This is a genomic window from Micromonospora sp. LOL_015 (genome assembly GCF_048060275.1).
Taxonomy (GTDB): Bacteria; Actinomycetota; Actinomycetes; order Mycobacteriales; family Micromonosporaceae; genus Micromonospora_E.
Genome location: NZ_JBHMIO010000004.1, coordinates 90,903 through 105,407, shown reverse-complemented (window position 1 = coordinate 105,407; position 14,505 = coordinate 90,903). Strand labels below are relative to the sequence as shown.

Sequence of the window (14,505 nt, the reverse complement as noted above, 5' to 3'; positions counted from 1 at the left end):
GCCGTGTTGACGGTCGGGTGACGCGGTGTTGGCGAAGGTCAGGTCCACCGCACGCCGTTCAGGGGGACCAAATGATCAGGACGATGCTCCGGGTCCGCGCCCGCAGCGGATTTGAGACGGTTGTGGCGTCGGCGTGGCGCGCCGTCGCCGACGACATCGGTGCGATGCCCGGGAACCGACTACGCCAGCTGCTCGTCGACGCCACCGATCCGGGTACCTTCGTCGTGGTCACCGAGTGGGCGGACGACGCCGCGCTGCGCGACTATCTCGACGGACCCGTCGCCCGGCGGTGGGCCGACGCCGTACAGGCCGCCTGCGAACCGCCTGCCGTCGACAGCTACCGGGTGATGCACGGCCGGGCCGGCACCGCCGCCCGGATCTATGTCGACGTGGCGATCATCGTTCCCGTCGACCGGATCGACGAATTTCACCGTGGGCACGCCGAGGTCGTCACCCGCATGTCCGGAGTGGATGGCTACCTGCGCGAGGAGCTGCTGCGCGAACCCGGCACCCCGGTGCACCACATCTTCGCCGAGTGGCGCAGTCAGGAGCAGTTCCGCCGATGGATCTCCGACCCCGACCACGAGCGGGCCGAAGCCGGTCCGATCGCGGAGTTCCTCGTCGGGATCCGGCCCCGGATCTTCCACCCCGCCGACCCGTCGAACGACCCGCCAGCGGCACCGGCACGCAGCACCGACGTGCTGGTGGTCGGCGCCGGGCCGACCGGGCTGACCACGGCGATCGAACTGGCCCGCCGGGGTGTCGACTGCCAGATCATCGACAGACTGACCAGCCCACCGGACCAGGCAGACAAGGCGATCGGGGTGCACTGCCGCACCATGGAGATTTGGGCGGACCAGGGCGTCGACCGAGAGGCCATGAACGCCGGCAGCTGGCTGGTCGGTCAGGCGGTCTTCGTCAACGGGCACCAGGTGCACCGGGGCAGCTGGGAGCTGCCCGGGCTGCCGTACGCGCACCTCGGGCTGCCGCAGTACGAAACGGAACGGATTCTCACCGACCGGCTCGCCACCCTCGGCGTACGGCCCCGGCGCGGCACCGAACTGGTCGACTTCACCAGCGACGACGACGGGGTCACCGCCAACCTCGCCCACGCCGACGGCGGCACCGAAACGGTCCGCGCCAAGTTCCTCGTCGGTGCCGACGGCGCGCACAGCCGGGTACGCCAACTACTCGGCCTCACCTTTACCGGCGGGCTGGGCCGCTTCCCGCAACTGTTCATGCTCGGCGACGTCGACGTGGGCTGGGACATGCCCGCCAACCACCTGCTGCGGTTCATCCACGAGACCGACGGCCAGCTGGACAACATGCTCGTCTGCGTACCGCTGCGGGGTGAATCCCGCTACCGGATCGCGACGATGGCGCCGCCGCGCTACTTCGCCGCTACCTGCGGCGAGAACGCCCCGCCCGGGTTCAGCGCCGAACTCGGCGAACCGACCCTCGCCGACGTGCAGGCAGTGCTGGACCAGCTCGCGCCGGCCGGTACGACCGCGGCCAACCTGCGGTGGTCGTCGATTTTCCGGATCAGTCACGGCATCGTCGACCGCTACCGCGATGGGCGGATCTTCGTCGCCGGCGATGCCGCCCACCTGCACCCACCAGCCGGCGGCCAGGGCATGAACACCGGCATTCAGGACGCCTGGAACCTGGCGTGGAAGCTGGCGCTGGCGGTCCGTGGTGTCGCCGCGCCCGGCCTGCTGGACAGCTACGAGATCGAGCGTCGACCACAGGGGGAGGAGGTCGTCGGGCGGGCGGTGCGGCTGGCCTTCACCGACGAGTTGGAGCGTGAGGACCTCGAACGGCAGTTCCTGCAGGAGATGTCGATGCTGGTCAGCTACGCCGACAGTCCACTGGTCGGCGAGTCGCTGGCCACCGTGGACGCGCTGCGCACCGGCCCGGCCCCGGGGGAGCGCGCTCCCGACGTGTCCGGCCTGCGTCGGCGCGGTGTCGGGCATCCGATGCGGCTGCACGAGCTGACCCGGGGGACCCGGCACACCCTGCTGCTCTACGCCGACCGGACAGCGGACGAGGCCACTCTGGCCGCCATCGACAAGCTCAGCGCCGACCTGCCGGAGCGGACGTACGGCGAGGTCGAGGTCTACCTGCTGCTCAGCCCGGACACGCCAGCCCCGCCAGCAGACCATCCACCGGTGCTGCACGACGCCGCCGGTGGGTTCCGGGCCGGGTACGGCACCGCCGGCGCCGCCGCCTACCTGATCCGGCCGGACGGCTACGTCGGTTTCCGCAGCCAGCCGATCAACGTCGAGGCACTACGCCACCACCTGCACCTGGTGTTCAACGGCGGTGCCCGGTGACCGCCGCTTCCCCGAACCACACGGGCCAGACGGGCCGGACAGACCAGATAAACCCGGCCGGCCCAGTCCGTGCCGTGCTGTCGATGCGAACCCGCCCCGGGTGCGAGCGGCGGTTCGAGACCGAGTGGCAGGCCATCGCCGATCAGATCCGCATGCTCGACGGTTGCCTGCGCCAGGACCTGGTCCGCGACGCCGACGATCCCCGTAGCTACCTGATCATCACCGACTGGGCAGACCGGGAACGCCTCGACGCGTTCGGCCGCAGTGCGCAGCGCGACCGGCTGCTGCGGGTGATCCGGGAGTTGCGTGAATCCGCGCAGCGGCACACCTACCAGGTGCTGCACAGCGTGCCGAGCGAACGAAAGGAGCCGCGATGACCGCCGACCCACGACCGGCCGAGCCGGTCGGGTCCAACGAGCCAGCCGTCCCGGCGGCGGAGTTCTACACCGACGGTTACGCCGCCGACCCGTACCCCACCTACGCCCGGATGCGTGCGCAGTGCCCGGTCCGGTTGGTCGCCTCACCTCGGTTCGACTCCTATCTGATCACCCGCTACGACGACGCGCGGGCGGCGTTGACCGACCCTCGGCTGTCCAAGGACCTGTACGGCCCGGAAGGCCACTACCTGCGGTTCTTCGGGCCCAACTCGGAGGGCCTGAACAAGAACATGCTCAACTCGGATCCGCCGGAGCACAGTCGGCTGCGGCGGCTGGTGTCGCAGGCGTTCGCGCCCCGGCGGATCGAGGCCCTGCGGCCCCGGATCGGCCAGGTCGTCGACGATCTGCTCGACAAGTTCGCGCCGAGAGGCGAGGCGGACCTGATGCACGAGTTCGCCGTACCGCTGCCGATGGTGGTGATCTGCGAGCTGCTCGGCGTGCCGAAACCCGACCACGAACAGGTGCTCGGCTGGACCCAGGTGATCCGGACCTCCGGCTCGGCCAGTCGACCGCCCGACCAGGAGCGGGCGGCGGTGCAGCAGGTACAGGCACAGCTGCACGACTACCTGACCGGGCTGGTCCGGGCCAAACGCGCGACGCCGGCCGACGACATGCTGACCGCCTTGATCGACGCCTGCGACCACGGTGGGGCGCTCACCGAACGGGAGCTGGTCTCCACCGCGTTCCTGCTGCTGTTTGCCGGTCACCAGACCACCGCCGACTTCCTCGGCAACGCCATGCTGGCTTTGTTGACCAACCCTGGACAGTACGAGCTGCTGCGGGCCCGGCCCGAGCTGCTGCCGGCGGCCGTCGAGGAGCTGCTGCGCTTCGACGGCCCGCTGCCGATCGCCAGCCCTCGGGTGGCCACCGAGGACGTCGAGTACGACGGTGTCCGCATCCCCCGCGGGGCAGCGGTCGGGGTGGTGCTCAACTCGGCCAACCGCGACCCGGACCACTTCACCGACCCCGACCGCCTCGACGTGACCAGCGAACGCGGACCCCATCTGGGCTTCGGCCACGGGGTGCACTACTGCCTGGGGGTTTCGCTGGCCCGCATCGAGGCCCGGACCGGTATCGGCGGGCTGCTGCGCCGGCTGCCGGACCTGCGGCTGGCCGTACCCGCCGCCGAACTGCGTCGACTCCCGGCAGCCTCGCCGTTTCGCGGGCTGCTCGAGCTGCCGGTCCGGTTCACCGCCGCCGGCTGACCCACCACCGGTCACCGGGCGAACCGACCCGGCTGATCCCCACCGTTCTGCGAGGAGTTGTCATGGTCTTCCGCAACGTGATCGTCTGCCGCATGGTGCCGGGCAGCGAGAACAAGATCGCCAAGACTTTCGGCCACTACGACAAGGCCACCCGGCCGCAGGACTTCGGCGTCATCGGGCGCATCCTGCTGTCCCACCACGACCTCTACATCCACATCGTCGAACGCAACGAGGACCCGGCGGTCTCCGGGCAGACCCGGGGCCTGCCGGCGTTCAAGGAGATCGCCGAGGCGATCGGCCCGTACGTCACCCCGTACCCGCGCAACTGGCAGAACCCGTCGCACTCGGTGGCCAAGGAGTTCTACCGCTGGGCTGCGGAGGGGAGCAGCCCGGCGGGAGGGGCCGGCCCGGACCCGGCCGGCCGGCATCTGACCGTGATCGTCGGGCGGATCAAGCCCGGCGCGGAGGACAACGTCGCCCGGATCTTCACCGAATCCGACGCCGGCACGTTGCCGGTCGAGATGAGCGTGACCGCACGCTGGCTCTACTCGATCGACGACGTCTACGTGCATCTGCTGGAACGTTCGGTCCCGCACACCGCCGACGACGCGCGGATCCACGACAAGCCGAAGTTCGGCAAGATCATGGAAGAGTTGAGCCCGTACATCAGCCCGTACAACCAGGACGCCTGGCGCGGCCCGGTGGACGCGGTCGCCAAGGAGTACTACCGCTGGCGGGCTGAGGACTGACCCCGACGGTGCGGTGACCGGCGGTCGCCGCCAGCCGGCTACCGGGAGGCGGCGACCAGCCGGTTGGAGCCGGCCCGGGTGACGTCGTAGCCGACCCGACCGGCGGTGCCGAGCAGCTTCAGCGCCGCGCGCACCCTGGGCGGCGGCCAGGCCGGACGCCTCGGCCAGCGCGCCGACGTCGATGCTCGGATCCCAGTCGAGCAGTTCGCCGATCAGCTCGGCGTCGTCGGCGACCTCGTCGCCGGCCAGGGCGGGCAGGACGCCGCCCTCGCCGGAGAAACGCCGGGCCGGCTCCGGTGACAGGGTCAGCGACAGGCCCATCCCGGCCAGGTCCAGCTCTCACACGGTGGCCGCCGGTGCCGCGCCGGCGGCCACCGGCGGTCCGTACACCCACAGCACCGACCGGTCGCCGGCACCGGGCAGCCGGCGCAGCAACGTCGCAGCCTCGGCGGCCGGGATCTCCGCCCGCAGGTCCGTCCCCGCCGCGATCACCTGCACCTCGGCGAAGCCGCGTAGCCAGCGGCGGGGCAGCGGCACCTTCCGCTCCACGACCAAACTGTCCATCATAGACGCCGCCAGGTCGTCCGGGGTGACGTCGAGGCGGGCGTACACCCCGCAGCAGCCGGAGAAGGACTCGAACCGCAGCCGGTCGCGGCCGCCGGTGACCACCGGGTCGAGGCTGGCCGGGTCGATGGGCCGGTGGTAGCGGGTGCGGGCCACCTCGGCGACGGGCGGACGGGTTCAGATACCGGTAGGTCGCGACGGCGTTCACGGTGGCGCAACCGTAGACTGGTCGCCGGTGCCGGCCGGTCGCGGCGGCGAGTGACAGCGGGGGAGTGCGTACGGATGAGGTCAGGCCTGCCGATTCTGAAGGCGCACGGCTCGCAGAACGACATCCTGGTCGTCGAGGGCCGGCCGGGCGACTACGCGGCCGAGGCGGACGTGCCGCACCTGGTCCGCCGGCTCTGTGACCGGTCTGGGCCGCTCGGCGGCGGCGACGGCGTCTACTTCGTCGATCTCGGCCCGGCGGTGCCGCAGGCAATGTTCTTCAACCCGGACGGCTCGTTCGCCAAGCTGTGCGGCAACGGGATGCGCTGCGTCGGACGGCTGGTGCTGGACACCCGCGACGCCGAGCGGGCGGTGGTCCGGGCCGGGGACAGCGACTTCGTGGTGCTGCGGGCCGAGTCGACGCCGGAAGGAGTCCGGCAGACCGCGGTCGAGATGCCGAAGGTGGATTTCGATCCCGCCGAGCCGGTGGTCGCCGTGGCGCAGCCGCACGTCGACACCCCGCTGCCGGCGCTGCACCCCACGTACGGACTGACCGCACTCTCCGTACCGAACGACCACCTGGTCGCGGTGGTGGAGAAGTTCGACGAGGCCGAGCTGGTCGCTACCGGGGAGCGGATCACCGCCGCCACTGACCTGGTACCGCGTGGGGCGAACCTGTCGTTCGTGTTCCCGCTCGACCACGGCGAGATCTACGTGCAGACGTACGAGCGGGGCGCCGGGCTGACCCCGTCGTGCGGTTCGGGCGTCGTCGCCTCCCGGGCGGTCTGGTCGCGGCTCGGCCTGGCCGGGGCCGGCGAGCGGATAATCGTCCGAAACCCGGGTGGGGTGGCGACGGCCTGGCTGACCGGTGACCCAGCGGCCTGGCAGGCCACCTTGCAGGGCAACGCGTCGTACGTCTACCGGGCCGACGTCGACCTGGCGGCGGTCGTCGCCGGCACCTTGGCGTCGGTGCGGCGGGACACGTTCGTCGACGAAGTCGAGGCGTTCGCCCAGTTGCGGGAGAACAACCACGCCGTGCTGCACGCCGCCGGCGTACACCCTTCGATCGGCTGATTTCTGTCCCGACGCGGGCCGGCTCCGGCCCGGCTCCGGCCCGAAGTCGGGCACTTCCGATTTTCCGACCGGCCACCGACCGGGTGGCGACTGATTCCAGTCTGGTCAGCGTCAACTCTATGTCGATGGACATCAATGCAATGTCGAGTGATGCGGAGTTCTGGCGGTATCGGCAAAAGGTGCCAGCGTACGGGAGCACAAGACAGAATGACATACCTCTACATCAATCTGTTCTGCGCCTAACATCTGTGTCAGTCAGGTACCCCGGTTACCCGGTCGGCCTGTCACAAACAGGTCGGCCGTGCATCGAAAGGAGGCGGGAGATGACACTCTCCCGGCCACCCCGGCGCCGCTGGCGCCTCGGGCTTACCACCATCGCAGTAGCGACCGCCGCGCTGGCGTTCGCCGCGCCGGCCAACGCCGAACCAGCGGAAGGCCAGATCCTCTACGCGGGCGGTGCGAACACCGTCGCAGGCTCGTACGTCGTAGTCTTCGACGAGAGCAAAGTGGACAGCGTCGGGGTCGGGCGTACCGCACGCACTCTCGCCGCAAAGCACGACGGCGCGGTGGCCCGCACCTACTCGACCGCGCTGCGCGGCTTCGAGGCCCGGCTGACCGAGAAGGCCGCCAAGCGCCTCGCCGCCCACCCGGCGGTCGACTACGTCCAGCAGAACCGCACCGTCACCCTCGCCGCCACCCAGACCCCCACCCCGTCCTGGGGCCTGGACCGCATCGACCAGACCGCGTTGCCGCTCGACGACAGCTACACCTACCCGAACTCCGGATCCGGTGTCACCGCGTACATCATCGACACCGGCATCCGGTTCGCCCACAACGACTTCGGCGGGCGGGCCGTCACCGGCTTCGACGCGGTCGACGGCGGCAGCGCCGACGACGGCAACGGGCACGGCACCCACGTCGCCGGCACGGTCGGCGGCACCGCGTACGGGGTGGCCAAGGATGTCACCCTGGTGGGGGTCCGGGTGCTGAACAACAGCGGCGGCGGCACCTACGCCGGGGTCATCGCCGGCATCGACTGGGTCACCGCCGACCACGCCGCGGGCGAACCGGCGGTGGCCAACATGAGCCTCGGCGGCGGCTTCGACCAGGGAGTCAACGACGCGGTCACCCGCTCCATCGCCGACGGCGTTGTCTACTCGCTCGCCGCCGGCAACAGCAACGCAAACGCCTGCAACTACTCGCCGGCCGCCACCCCCGACGCCATCACCGTCGGCGCCACCACCAGCACGGATGCCCGGGCCAGCTACTCCAACTGGGGCACCTGCCTGGACATTTTCGCCCCGGGCAGCAGCATCACCTCGGCCTGGCACACCACCAACAGCGCCACCAACACGATCAGTGGCACCTCGATGGCCGCCCCGCACGTCGCCGGGGCGGCAGCGCTGGCATTGGCGGCCAACCCCGGCTATACCCCGCAGCAGATCCGTGACCTGCTGGTCGACGACGCCACCAGCAACGCAGTCAGCAACCCGGGCAGCGGATCACCGAACAAGTTGCTGTACATCGGCGACGTCGAGCCGCCCACCCAGGACTTCACCCTCGCGGTCACCCCGACCAGTGGTGCGGTCGACCCGGGCGATTCGGTGACCGCGACGGTCAGCACCACCACCGTGATCGGAGCCCCGCACACCGTCACCCTCGGTGTCACCGGGCTGCCGAGCGGTGCGACCGCCATCTTCAGCCCGCTGTCGGTCACCTCCGGCGGGTCGGCGACGCTGACCATCGCCACCACCACCGGGGTCGGCACCGGCGTCTTTCCGCTGACCGTGGTGGGCACCGGGCCGGAGACGGCGCAGTCGGCGCCGTTCACCCTCACCGTGAACAGCCCGCCCGGCTGCTCGCAGACCAACTCGACCGACGTCGCGATCAACGACAACAGTACGGTGGAGAGTTCGATCACCATCACCGGCTGCCCTGGCAACGCCAGCTCGACCAGCACCATCGAGGTGAACATCTTCCACACCTGGATCGGTGACCTGACCGTGTCGCTGATCGCCCCGGACGGCAGCATCAACGTGCTGCACAGCCGGTCGGGCGGCAGCACCGACAACATCTTCCAGACCTACACCCGGGACCTGTCCGGTGAGGTGGCCAACGGAGTCTGGAAGCTGCGGGTGCAGGACTCGGCCAGCCTGGACACCGGCTACCTGGACAGCTGGACGCTGAACCTCTAGCCGAAACGGCGACGGACCGACCGGAACCCGGTCGGTCCGTCGCCGTCGCTGTTGCGCCTCGCGTCGCTGGTCAGCCGCCGAGCTCGTCGGCGAGGTCTTGCAGGTCCTGCATCGTCTCGGCGAAGTCCGCCGTCTCGTCGGCCGGCGGGGCCTCGATGGTGACCGCCCTGCCGTAGTCGGTAGTTCATCGTGATGTCGTTCTTCGTGCCCATGACGAGCTTCACCCGACGTGGCTGGTACTGCTCGTCGACCCACACATCGACGGCGACCACGGTGATCTCGCCGTCCTCGGGGTCGACCTGGGTCAGCTCGGCGGCCGGTGAGTCGCCGAAGCTGATGACGCCGCTGACGTCGACCGGATCGCTGCTGGGCCAGGTCCGCTCGCAACGCCACGGCGTCCAGAGCTCGTTGTCGACCATGGTGCCGGCCACGGTGGTGCCGGCGAGTGTGCGTCGGGTGCTGACCATTCTGCCTCCATCGGTACGGCGGCCGGACCGCCAAAGCCTAGGGCGATGCATTGGCGCACTCCACTTTCGCCGTCGGTTGTTCCGCGATCCGCGCACCTCGACTGCCAGCGCATGAGCGGTATGAGCGAACAGTCAATTAGGCCACCGACAGTGGGCACGCACCGCCCGACGTAGAGCGGTGCGTGCCCACTGAGGAGTGAGTCGATCGTGGTCAGGAAGCAGCCGGGGTCAGTTTGATCAACTCCCAGCCGCCCTCCGGCACGTCGTCGGTCGGATCGGTCCGTAGATTCATCGGGTTCGCCATGCCCAGGTACAACGTCGATCCGTCGGCCACCATCGTGCGGATGCCGTAGTTGAGGTAGTTGCCGGCCAGTCCCTGCGTGTCGACCGCCGTTGCCGGCCGCAGAGTCGAGCCGAACATCCACAGGTCGCCGCCGTACCGCTGCGGGTCGATGGTGATCGGGTCGGGCCCGGCGGTCGACGCGGTGGCCGCCGCCGGATAGCCCATCCCGGCCGCGGTCTGCGGCAGCAGGTCCTTGGCGAGGTAGCTCCAGTCCATCGTCCCGACGAACAGCCGGCCACCGGACACCGCCATCGTCCAGGTGTAGTTGTTGTAGATGTTGCCGAAGCCCATGTGGCCGTACCGGGGCCGGTAGCCGGTCAGCGCCCACCGCCAGGCACCGGCGCCGTCGTTGGCGTCGGCGTCGTACGCCGGCAGCACCGCCTCGCCGTACAACAGATCGACCCGCTGCGTCGCGGTGCCGAACCGCTTGCCCCGGAAGATGCTCACTGCCCGCTGCGACCGCTCCAGCGTCGTGCGGGCCGCCAGCTCGTCCACCGGCGGGTACGCCTCGGCCACCATCGCGGTCGACTTCATCGGCACATGCATCGTGCCCCAGTAGAGATATCCACGGTACGAGGCCAGCGCGCCGAGTCCGTACGAGCCGGCGATCACCGGATCCGGCTCGTAGGACGCGGCACTCCACACCTGCGTCCACCCGGCGGTGTCGTCCGGGGTCAGACCGGGCTCGGCGGCGGCCAGCGGAGGACTCATCCACACCCCGGCGATGCCCGGGTCTGGCTCGTCGGTGACACCGATGCGGCCGGACCGTCCGCTCTCGGCCGTACGCGCGCCGGCCGATTCGCTGCCAGCGGCCGACCAGGTGCTGACGAAGACCCGGCCGCCGTGCAACTCCAGGTCGGCGACCTGCGCCGGCAACTGCCCGACCTCGACGAAGTTGAACGGGTCGGTACGGTCACCCGCCCAGCGCAGGATGTGCCCGCCGTCGCGACCGTTGGGGCCGACACCGACCCCGGCGTACAGCACGCCGTCGGCGACCAGGAAGTTGCGGATGTTGCCGTACTGGGTGAAGTTGGCCGAGCCGAGATAGTCGCCGGTCACCGTGTCAAAAGCGAACATGCTCACCGTGGCCCCGAGCGCCGGCCCGGCCAGCAGCACCACGCCCTGATGGGTACCGCCGGCCCGAAGACCCAGTGTGCGGCGCAGCCGGGACAGATCGTCGGGCGACGCGGAGGTGATGTCACTGGTCTTCTCGGTCAACGTGCCGGAGGCCAGGTCGTAGACGTACGCCCGGGGCTGCCGGTGGTCACCGACGCTGACCGGCATGATCGGATTTTCCTTGGCGACCTGGCTCTCGGCGAACTCGCACACGTAGTCGTCGGTCATCCGGGGATTCGGCAGGGAGAGCGTCGCCCCGGTAACGATGCAGTTGACGTTCGACCCGGTGCCGAACCACAGCCGGTCGTGCGCCTGGGTGAGTGACCACACGTACGCCTGGTTGACCTTGGCCTGGCCGGACTCGCACGCCGGGCCGGCCGGGTAGGGCAGGCCGATACCGGCGAAGCACTCGTCCGGGGTGGCCTTGGCGAGCAGTTGCGTGTCGAACGCCGATCCGCTGGGCGAGGGTAGCGGCCTGGCGGTGGCCGGTGACTGGGCCACCGCCAGAGCGGCGGGCAGAGCTATGAGGACGGCGGCGGACAGCAGGCGCCGTCGTGATGTCTGAAGCCAGCGCATTGATTCCCTTTCGGTCAGTGCGACCAGGCCCGGTGCCGAAGGGCGAGGCCCGGGGTGGACGCTGCGCTGACAGTAAGCTAGATCGATTACCGGTCCATGTCCGACCTCCGAGCGGATCGTTGTCGCAGGTGGCCGGCGCACGGCTCAGGCGCGTCACGCCGGGCTCAGCCGCAGGCGGCGCCGTTGAGGGTGAACCCGCTGGGCGCGCGGCGGCGTCGTACAGCGTGGGGTCGCTGTAGGCGCGGTTGAACCTCAGCGACTCACCGACCATCAGCTCGGTGTCCCGGACGGCGGCACCGTGGTCGCGGATAAAGTGCGCATTTCTCGACGTCGGGTGACACGACGGTCCGGACGATCGACAGACCGAGCTGCCCCTGGCCCATGCCGACGAGCGTCTGGGTGTCGCTGGTCGTCCATTGGTCGCCGCCGCTGCTGAAGATCGGGGTGGCGGCACCGAACCCGTCGATCGTCTGGTGCGACGAGCCGGTGTTGACGGTGATGTCGGGCGTCGCGGCCATCGACGGTGGGCGGTCAGGACGCCCGCAGCGGTCACTGCGGCGAGTGCTGCCGCCGCGCCGGTTTTGCCCGCGGCTCGGACTTTCAGCACTGCCGCTGCCGCCCACTAGCCATAGACGCCCATCGTTCAAACGCGCTGTTTGGTGGGCAGTCGACTCCCGACGGGCTTTCGGTGCCCTACGGAATACGTGGATGAAACTCGCATATATCCTACGGTGACCCGGTCTGTCATGCGATTCGCGCATCGCTTTATGCCGCAAGAAGTGGCATTGAAATGCGGCTATGTAAGGTCGTAGGGTCATGTCACTTGGCAGAACTAGTGGATGGTGGTGGTGGTCTCAATGCGGAAGCTGCTCGGCTTCGTTGCGGCACTGGCAATCGGTGTTTACGCGACATTGTTCTTCGCGCCGTCGGCGCAGGCGACGGCGGCAACATTTACCCAGACAAGTTCCTGGTCGTCCGGTTATGTCGCCGAGATCGTGGTCACGAACGACTTCACCGTGCCGATCACCGGTTGGGAGGTGGCGTTCACGCTGCCGGCCGGGTCGACCATCTCCAGTGCGTGGAGTACCCAGGTGGCGACGACCACTCCGCATTACACGCTGATCAACACAAGCTGGAACGGATCCCTTGCGCCGGGGCAGTCCGTCGCCATCGGGTTCGTGGTGACCGGCACCGGCTTGCCGACCATCCTCTGGCCGCTGTAGCGTCCGCACTCCGGCGTCGGAGCGCCTGCGGCGTTTCTGGCCGCAGCCGGTCCGACCGGGCATCCGGTCGGACCGGTGTGATCTCGCCCATTTTCCGCCCCGTCAGCGGCGGAAGATCCGGCCGGGGGCTTGCGTACGCCGATCCAGTGGTTACGGTCGGCTGACCGTACCGGTGGAAAAGCGGCGAGGTGACCTTGTCTGAGGTAGAGCGGAATCGGCCGACAGTGGCGCAACGCGCCCGCCGTACCGTGTTTGTGGCACGTTTCGCGAGGTGGCTGGCGGGTCCGGCCGGCACCGGGTTCATCGGCGTCTTCTTCACCGTCGGCACCGCCGCGTTCAGCGCGGCCGGCGGGATCGCGCCTGACCTGGCCGCCGAGGGCCGGTCGCAGGGGCGGGACCGGGTCTGGTGGCTGGTCGTCTTCCTCTGTCTGGGGGTGGCGGCGGTCGCCGGTGGCGCGGCGCTGTGGTGGTGGCGCAACCGGCTGCGGGAGACCCGGGGCATCGCGTACGTCGTCAATGAGACGGCCGCCGAGTGGACTCCGGAGCAGAAGGAAGGCTTCCTGAGCGAGGTACGGGACCAGTTCGCGGTGTTCCGGCCGGTGCCGCCCCTGCGCAGCTTCGACCGGACGGCGGTGTGGCCGCACGGTGAGGAGGCGACCCGCTGGGGCCGTGACATGGACGCCGTGGTCCGGCACTTCCAGGTCGCCAACCACGACCCGGACGGCCGGGACGCCGCCTTGGACCGGTCGCTGTTCGTGTGGGCACCGTGGCCAGTGGCGGTCGCCTTCGGACAGCGGACGACGGCGTTCAGCCGGGGACGGGCGGTGCGGGTCCGCCAGCGGGACAGCTTCGGCCGGCAGGGGCCGGTGCGGGCACGACCGCTGCAGGACGACGGACATTCGTTCCAGCAGCAGATCGAGCGCCCCGGCGACGGGCTGTTCGGCGAGTTGAACGTGCGACGTCACCAGGTGCGGCTGCAGATCAGCCGCAACGGTCAGCCGGACCCGGCGGCCGGGCAGGAGCCGGTGCCCGATATCGCGCCGGGGACCGCACTGGTGTCGGTGCCGGAGGTGCTGCTGCTGGTGCTGCGAACCAACCACAACCGGTTCGGGCTGCTGCCGAGCCTGCCAGTGGACGTCACCGACCGGGCCGCCCACGACGACGCGGCGGCAGGCAGCCGCGAACCGGTCGTCTTCGAGCTGCACGACGCGGTCGGGCTGGGACTGCCGGCGATGGTGTCGACGGAGCTACGGGAGTGGCGTTACCTGCCGCCGCCCGGCGAGACCCAGCACCGGTGGGCGGACTATCCGGCGATCGTCGCCGCGGCGGCCCAGTGGGTGGCGGATCAGGCCGCCGCCGCTCCGGAGGCGATCGTCCTGCTCGGCACGCAACTGCCGCAGGAGATCTCGGTCGGGCTCGGCATCTGGTCGGCCCGGCAGTACCGCTGGCCGCGGCATGTGTGGCCGATCTACTTCCAGCTCGGTGCGCAGTTCACGATCCCGCACCTCGATCTGGGCCGCCCCACCTGACACCGGGTCCCGACCGGTCCTTGCCGGTCGGTTGTCGCTCGTCGGGCCAGCGGCGGAACCCGGTGCAGTCCTCGGTCACCACGATGTGGAACGCGACGGTCTGGGTGGGACTGTCGTTCGACCCCGGGTAGTTGGGATACGTCGCCACCGATGACCCGGCGGGCAAGTGGTTGGTGCCCGTTGCCAACTGCGGCCAACCGCCGACGAGCCTGATCAGGACGAGACTGCGCTGCCCGACGGTCGGCCGGGTGTGCCGCTTGTGGCTGCGGCCGGTAGGCCACCGTACGTCACCGATGCCAGCGCGGCGGCCAGGCCGAGCGCGTACGCCGTCGCGCGGTGCTTGGATTCCATGGCTGGTTTCCTCGGGTCAGGGGCCGGCTGCACGCCGATCGCATCCCCCGACCGGATGGATCAGGTGATCGTGACGGCCGGGCTGTAGTGGCCCTTCAAGCCATGGCGGCCACCGATCTGTGTCAACGGTCGGCCGGGG

Annotated in this window: 15 protein-coding genes; 9 read left to right on the top strand and 6 right to left on the bottom strand. The window is 70.0% G+C overall.

Features of this window, described 5'->3' with window-relative positions; all coding sequences use genetic code 11:
• The first annotated feature begins 71 nt into the window (after nucleotides 1-71).
• The 5 genes from ACFHWU_RS05910 to ACFHWU_RS05890 all read left to right on the top strand — a co-directional run bounded on the left by ACFHWU_RS05910 (nucleotide 72) and on the right by ACFHWU_RS05890 (nucleotide 5,024).
• Nucleotides 72-2,333, top strand: coding sequence for an FAD-dependent monooxygenase (locus ACFHWU_RS05910; RefSeq protein ID WP_416590001.1), 2,262 nt, complete (start codon nucleotides 72-74; stop codon nucleotides 2,331-2,333).
• Between the two features lie 74 nt (nucleotides 2,334-2,407).
• Complete coding sequence (locus tag ACFHWU_RS05905) at nucleotides 2,408-2,710, top strand: putative quinol monooxygenase (RefSeq protein WP_416557013.1); 303 nt, start codon at nucleotides 2,408-2,410, stop codon at nucleotides 2,708-2,710.
• Nucleotides 2,707-3,975 carry a cytochrome P450 family protein gene (locus tag ACFHWU_RS05900; RefSeq protein WP_416557014.1) on the top strand — a complete coding sequence of 423 codons (1,269 nt, stop codon included), beginning with the start codon at nucleotides 2,707-2,709 and terminating at the stop codon, nucleotides 3,973-3,975. Before ACFHWU_RS05905 ends, ACFHWU_RS05900 begins: the two co-directional genes overlap by 4 nt.
• Nucleotides 3,976-4,037: 62 nt before the next feature.
• Nucleotides 4,038-4,724: a TcmI family type II polyketide cyclase gene (locus ACFHWU_RS05895; RefSeq protein WP_416557015.1), complete on the top strand. Its 687-nt coding sequence runs from the start codon at nucleotides 4,038-4,040 to the stop codon at nucleotides 4,722-4,724.
• Nucleotides 4,725-4,829: 105 nt separating this feature from the next.
• Nucleotides 4,830-5,024, top strand: a complete 195-nt coding sequence (locus ACFHWU_RS05890) for a hypothetical protein (RefSeq protein WP_416590000.1) — start codon at nucleotides 4,830-4,832, stop codon at nucleotides 5,022-5,024.
• A 39-nt stretch (nucleotides 5,025-5,063) separates the two neighbouring features.
• Here the strand turns inward: ACFHWU_RS05890 and ACFHWU_RS05885 are convergent, their stop codons facing one another.
• Nucleotides 5,064-5,444, bottom strand: a complete 381-nt coding sequence (locus ACFHWU_RS05885) for a hypothetical protein (RefSeq protein WP_416589999.1) — start codon at nucleotides 5,442-5,444, stop codon at nucleotides 5,064-5,066.
• A 126-nt stretch (nucleotides 5,445-5,570) separates the two neighbouring features.
• On the opposite strand from ACFHWU_RS05885, the gene dapF reads away from it, so the two are divergent.
• Nucleotides 5,571-6,566 carry a diaminopimelate epimerase gene (gene dapF, locus ACFHWU_RS05880; RefSeq protein WP_416557019.1) on the top strand — a complete coding sequence of 332 codons (996 nt, stop codon included), beginning with the start codon at nucleotides 5,571-5,573 and terminating at the stop codon, nucleotides 6,564-6,566.
• 323 nt (nucleotides 6,567-6,889) lie between these two features.
• A complete protein-coding gene (locus tag ACFHWU_RS05875) occupies nucleotides 6,890-8,761 on the top strand; it encodes a S8 family peptidase (RefSeq protein WP_416589998.1) in 1,872 nt (623 codons plus the stop codon).
• On the opposite strand, the gene ACFHWU_RS05870 is transcribed toward ACFHWU_RS05875, so the two are convergent.
• From ACFHWU_RS05870 to ACFHWU_RS05860, 3 genes are all read right to left on the bottom strand, one after another.
• Entirely contained in the window at nucleotides 8,758-9,228 is a 471-nt protein-coding gene (locus ACFHWU_RS05870) for a hypothetical protein (RefSeq protein ID WP_416589997.1), read from the bottom strand. The two genes, ACFHWU_RS05875 and ACFHWU_RS05870, sit on opposite strands and share 4 nt — an antisense overlap.
• Nucleotides 9,229-9,439: 211 nt before the next feature.
• Entirely contained in the window at nucleotides 9,440-11,188 is a 1,749-nt protein-coding gene (locus ACFHWU_RS05865; protein WP_416589996.1) for a hypothetical protein, read from the bottom strand.
• A gap of 335 nt (nucleotides 11,189-11,523) precedes the next feature.
• Entirely contained in the window at nucleotides 11,524-11,781 is a 258-nt protein-coding gene (locus ACFHWU_RS05860) for a hypothetical protein (RefSeq protein ID WP_416589995.1), read from the bottom strand.
• Between the two features lie 339 nt (nucleotides 11,782-12,120).
• Between ACFHWU_RS05860 and ACFHWU_RS05855 the strand changes: the two genes are divergently transcribed.
• Together ACFHWU_RS05855 and ACFHWU_RS05850 are read left to right on the top strand one after the other, a co-directional pair.
• On the top strand, nucleotides 12,121-12,486 hold the full coding sequence (locus tag ACFHWU_RS05855; RefSeq protein ID WP_416589994.1) for a cellulose binding domain-containing protein: 366 nt from the start codon (nucleotides 12,121-12,123) through the stop codon (nucleotides 12,484-12,486).
• Between the two features lie 254 nt (nucleotides 12,487-12,740).
• Nucleotides 12,741-14,015, top strand: coding sequence for a hypothetical protein (locus tag ACFHWU_RS05850; protein ID WP_416589993.1), 1,275 nt, complete (start codon nucleotides 12,741-12,743; stop codon nucleotides 14,013-14,015).
• Here the strand turns inward: ACFHWU_RS05850 and ACFHWU_RS05845 are convergent.
• Both ACFHWU_RS05845 and ACFHWU_RS05840 read right to left on the bottom strand, forming a co-directional pair.
• Nucleotides 13,978-14,202 (bottom strand): hypothetical protein, encoded by a 225-nt coding sequence (locus tag ACFHWU_RS05845; protein ID WP_416589992.1) that lies wholly within the window; start codon nucleotides 14,200-14,202, stop codon nucleotides 13,978-13,980. The two genes, ACFHWU_RS05850 and ACFHWU_RS05845, sit on opposite strands and share 38 nt — an antisense overlap.
• A 26-nt stretch (nucleotides 14,203-14,228) precedes the next feature.
• Entirely contained in the window at nucleotides 14,229-14,366 is a 138-nt protein-coding gene (locus ACFHWU_RS05840) for a hypothetical protein (RefSeq protein ID WP_416557027.1), read from the bottom strand.
• Nucleotides 14,367-14,505 lie beyond the last annotated feature (139 nt).

What these genes read in the sequence shown, in the direction of transcription:
- ACFHWU_RS05910 (WP_416590001.1), top strand. Translation starts at nt 72, where the DNA reads ATGATCAGGACGATGCTCCGGGTCCGCGCCCGCAGCGGATTTGAGACG.
- ACFHWU_RS05900 (WP_416557014.1), top strand. Translation starts at nt 2,707, where the DNA reads ATGACCGCCGACCCACGACCGGCCGAGCCGGTCGGGTCCAACGAGCCA.
- ACFHWU_RS05895 (WP_416557015.1), top strand. Translation starts at nt 4,038, where the DNA reads ATGGTCTTCCGCAACGTGATCGTCTGCCGCATGGTGCCGGGCAGCGAG.
- dapF (WP_416557019.1), top strand. Translation starts at nt 5,571, where the DNA reads ATGAGGTCAGGCCTGCCGATTCTGAAGGCGCACGGCTCGCAGAACGAC.
- ACFHWU_RS05875 (WP_416589998.1), top strand. Translation starts at nt 6,890, where the DNA reads ATGACACTCTCCCGGCCACCCCGGCGCCGCTGGCGCCTCGGGCTTACC.
- ACFHWU_RS05870 (WP_416589997.1), bottom strand. Translation starts at nt 9,228, where the DNA reads ATGGTCAGCACCCGACGCACACTCGCCGGCACCACCGTGGCCGGCACC.
- ACFHWU_RS05860 (WP_416589995.1), bottom strand. Translation starts at nt 11,781, where the DNA reads ATGGCCGCGACGCCCGACATCACCGTCAACACCGGCTCGTCGCACCAG.
- ACFHWU_RS05855 (WP_416589994.1), top strand. Translation starts at nt 12,121, where the DNA reads ATGCGGAAGCTGCTCGGCTTCGTTGCGGCACTGGCAATCGGTGTTTAC.
- ACFHWU_RS05840 (WP_416557027.1), bottom strand. Translation starts at nt 14,366, where the DNA reads ATGGAATCCAAGCACCGCGCGACGGCGTACGCGCTCGGCCTGGCCGCC.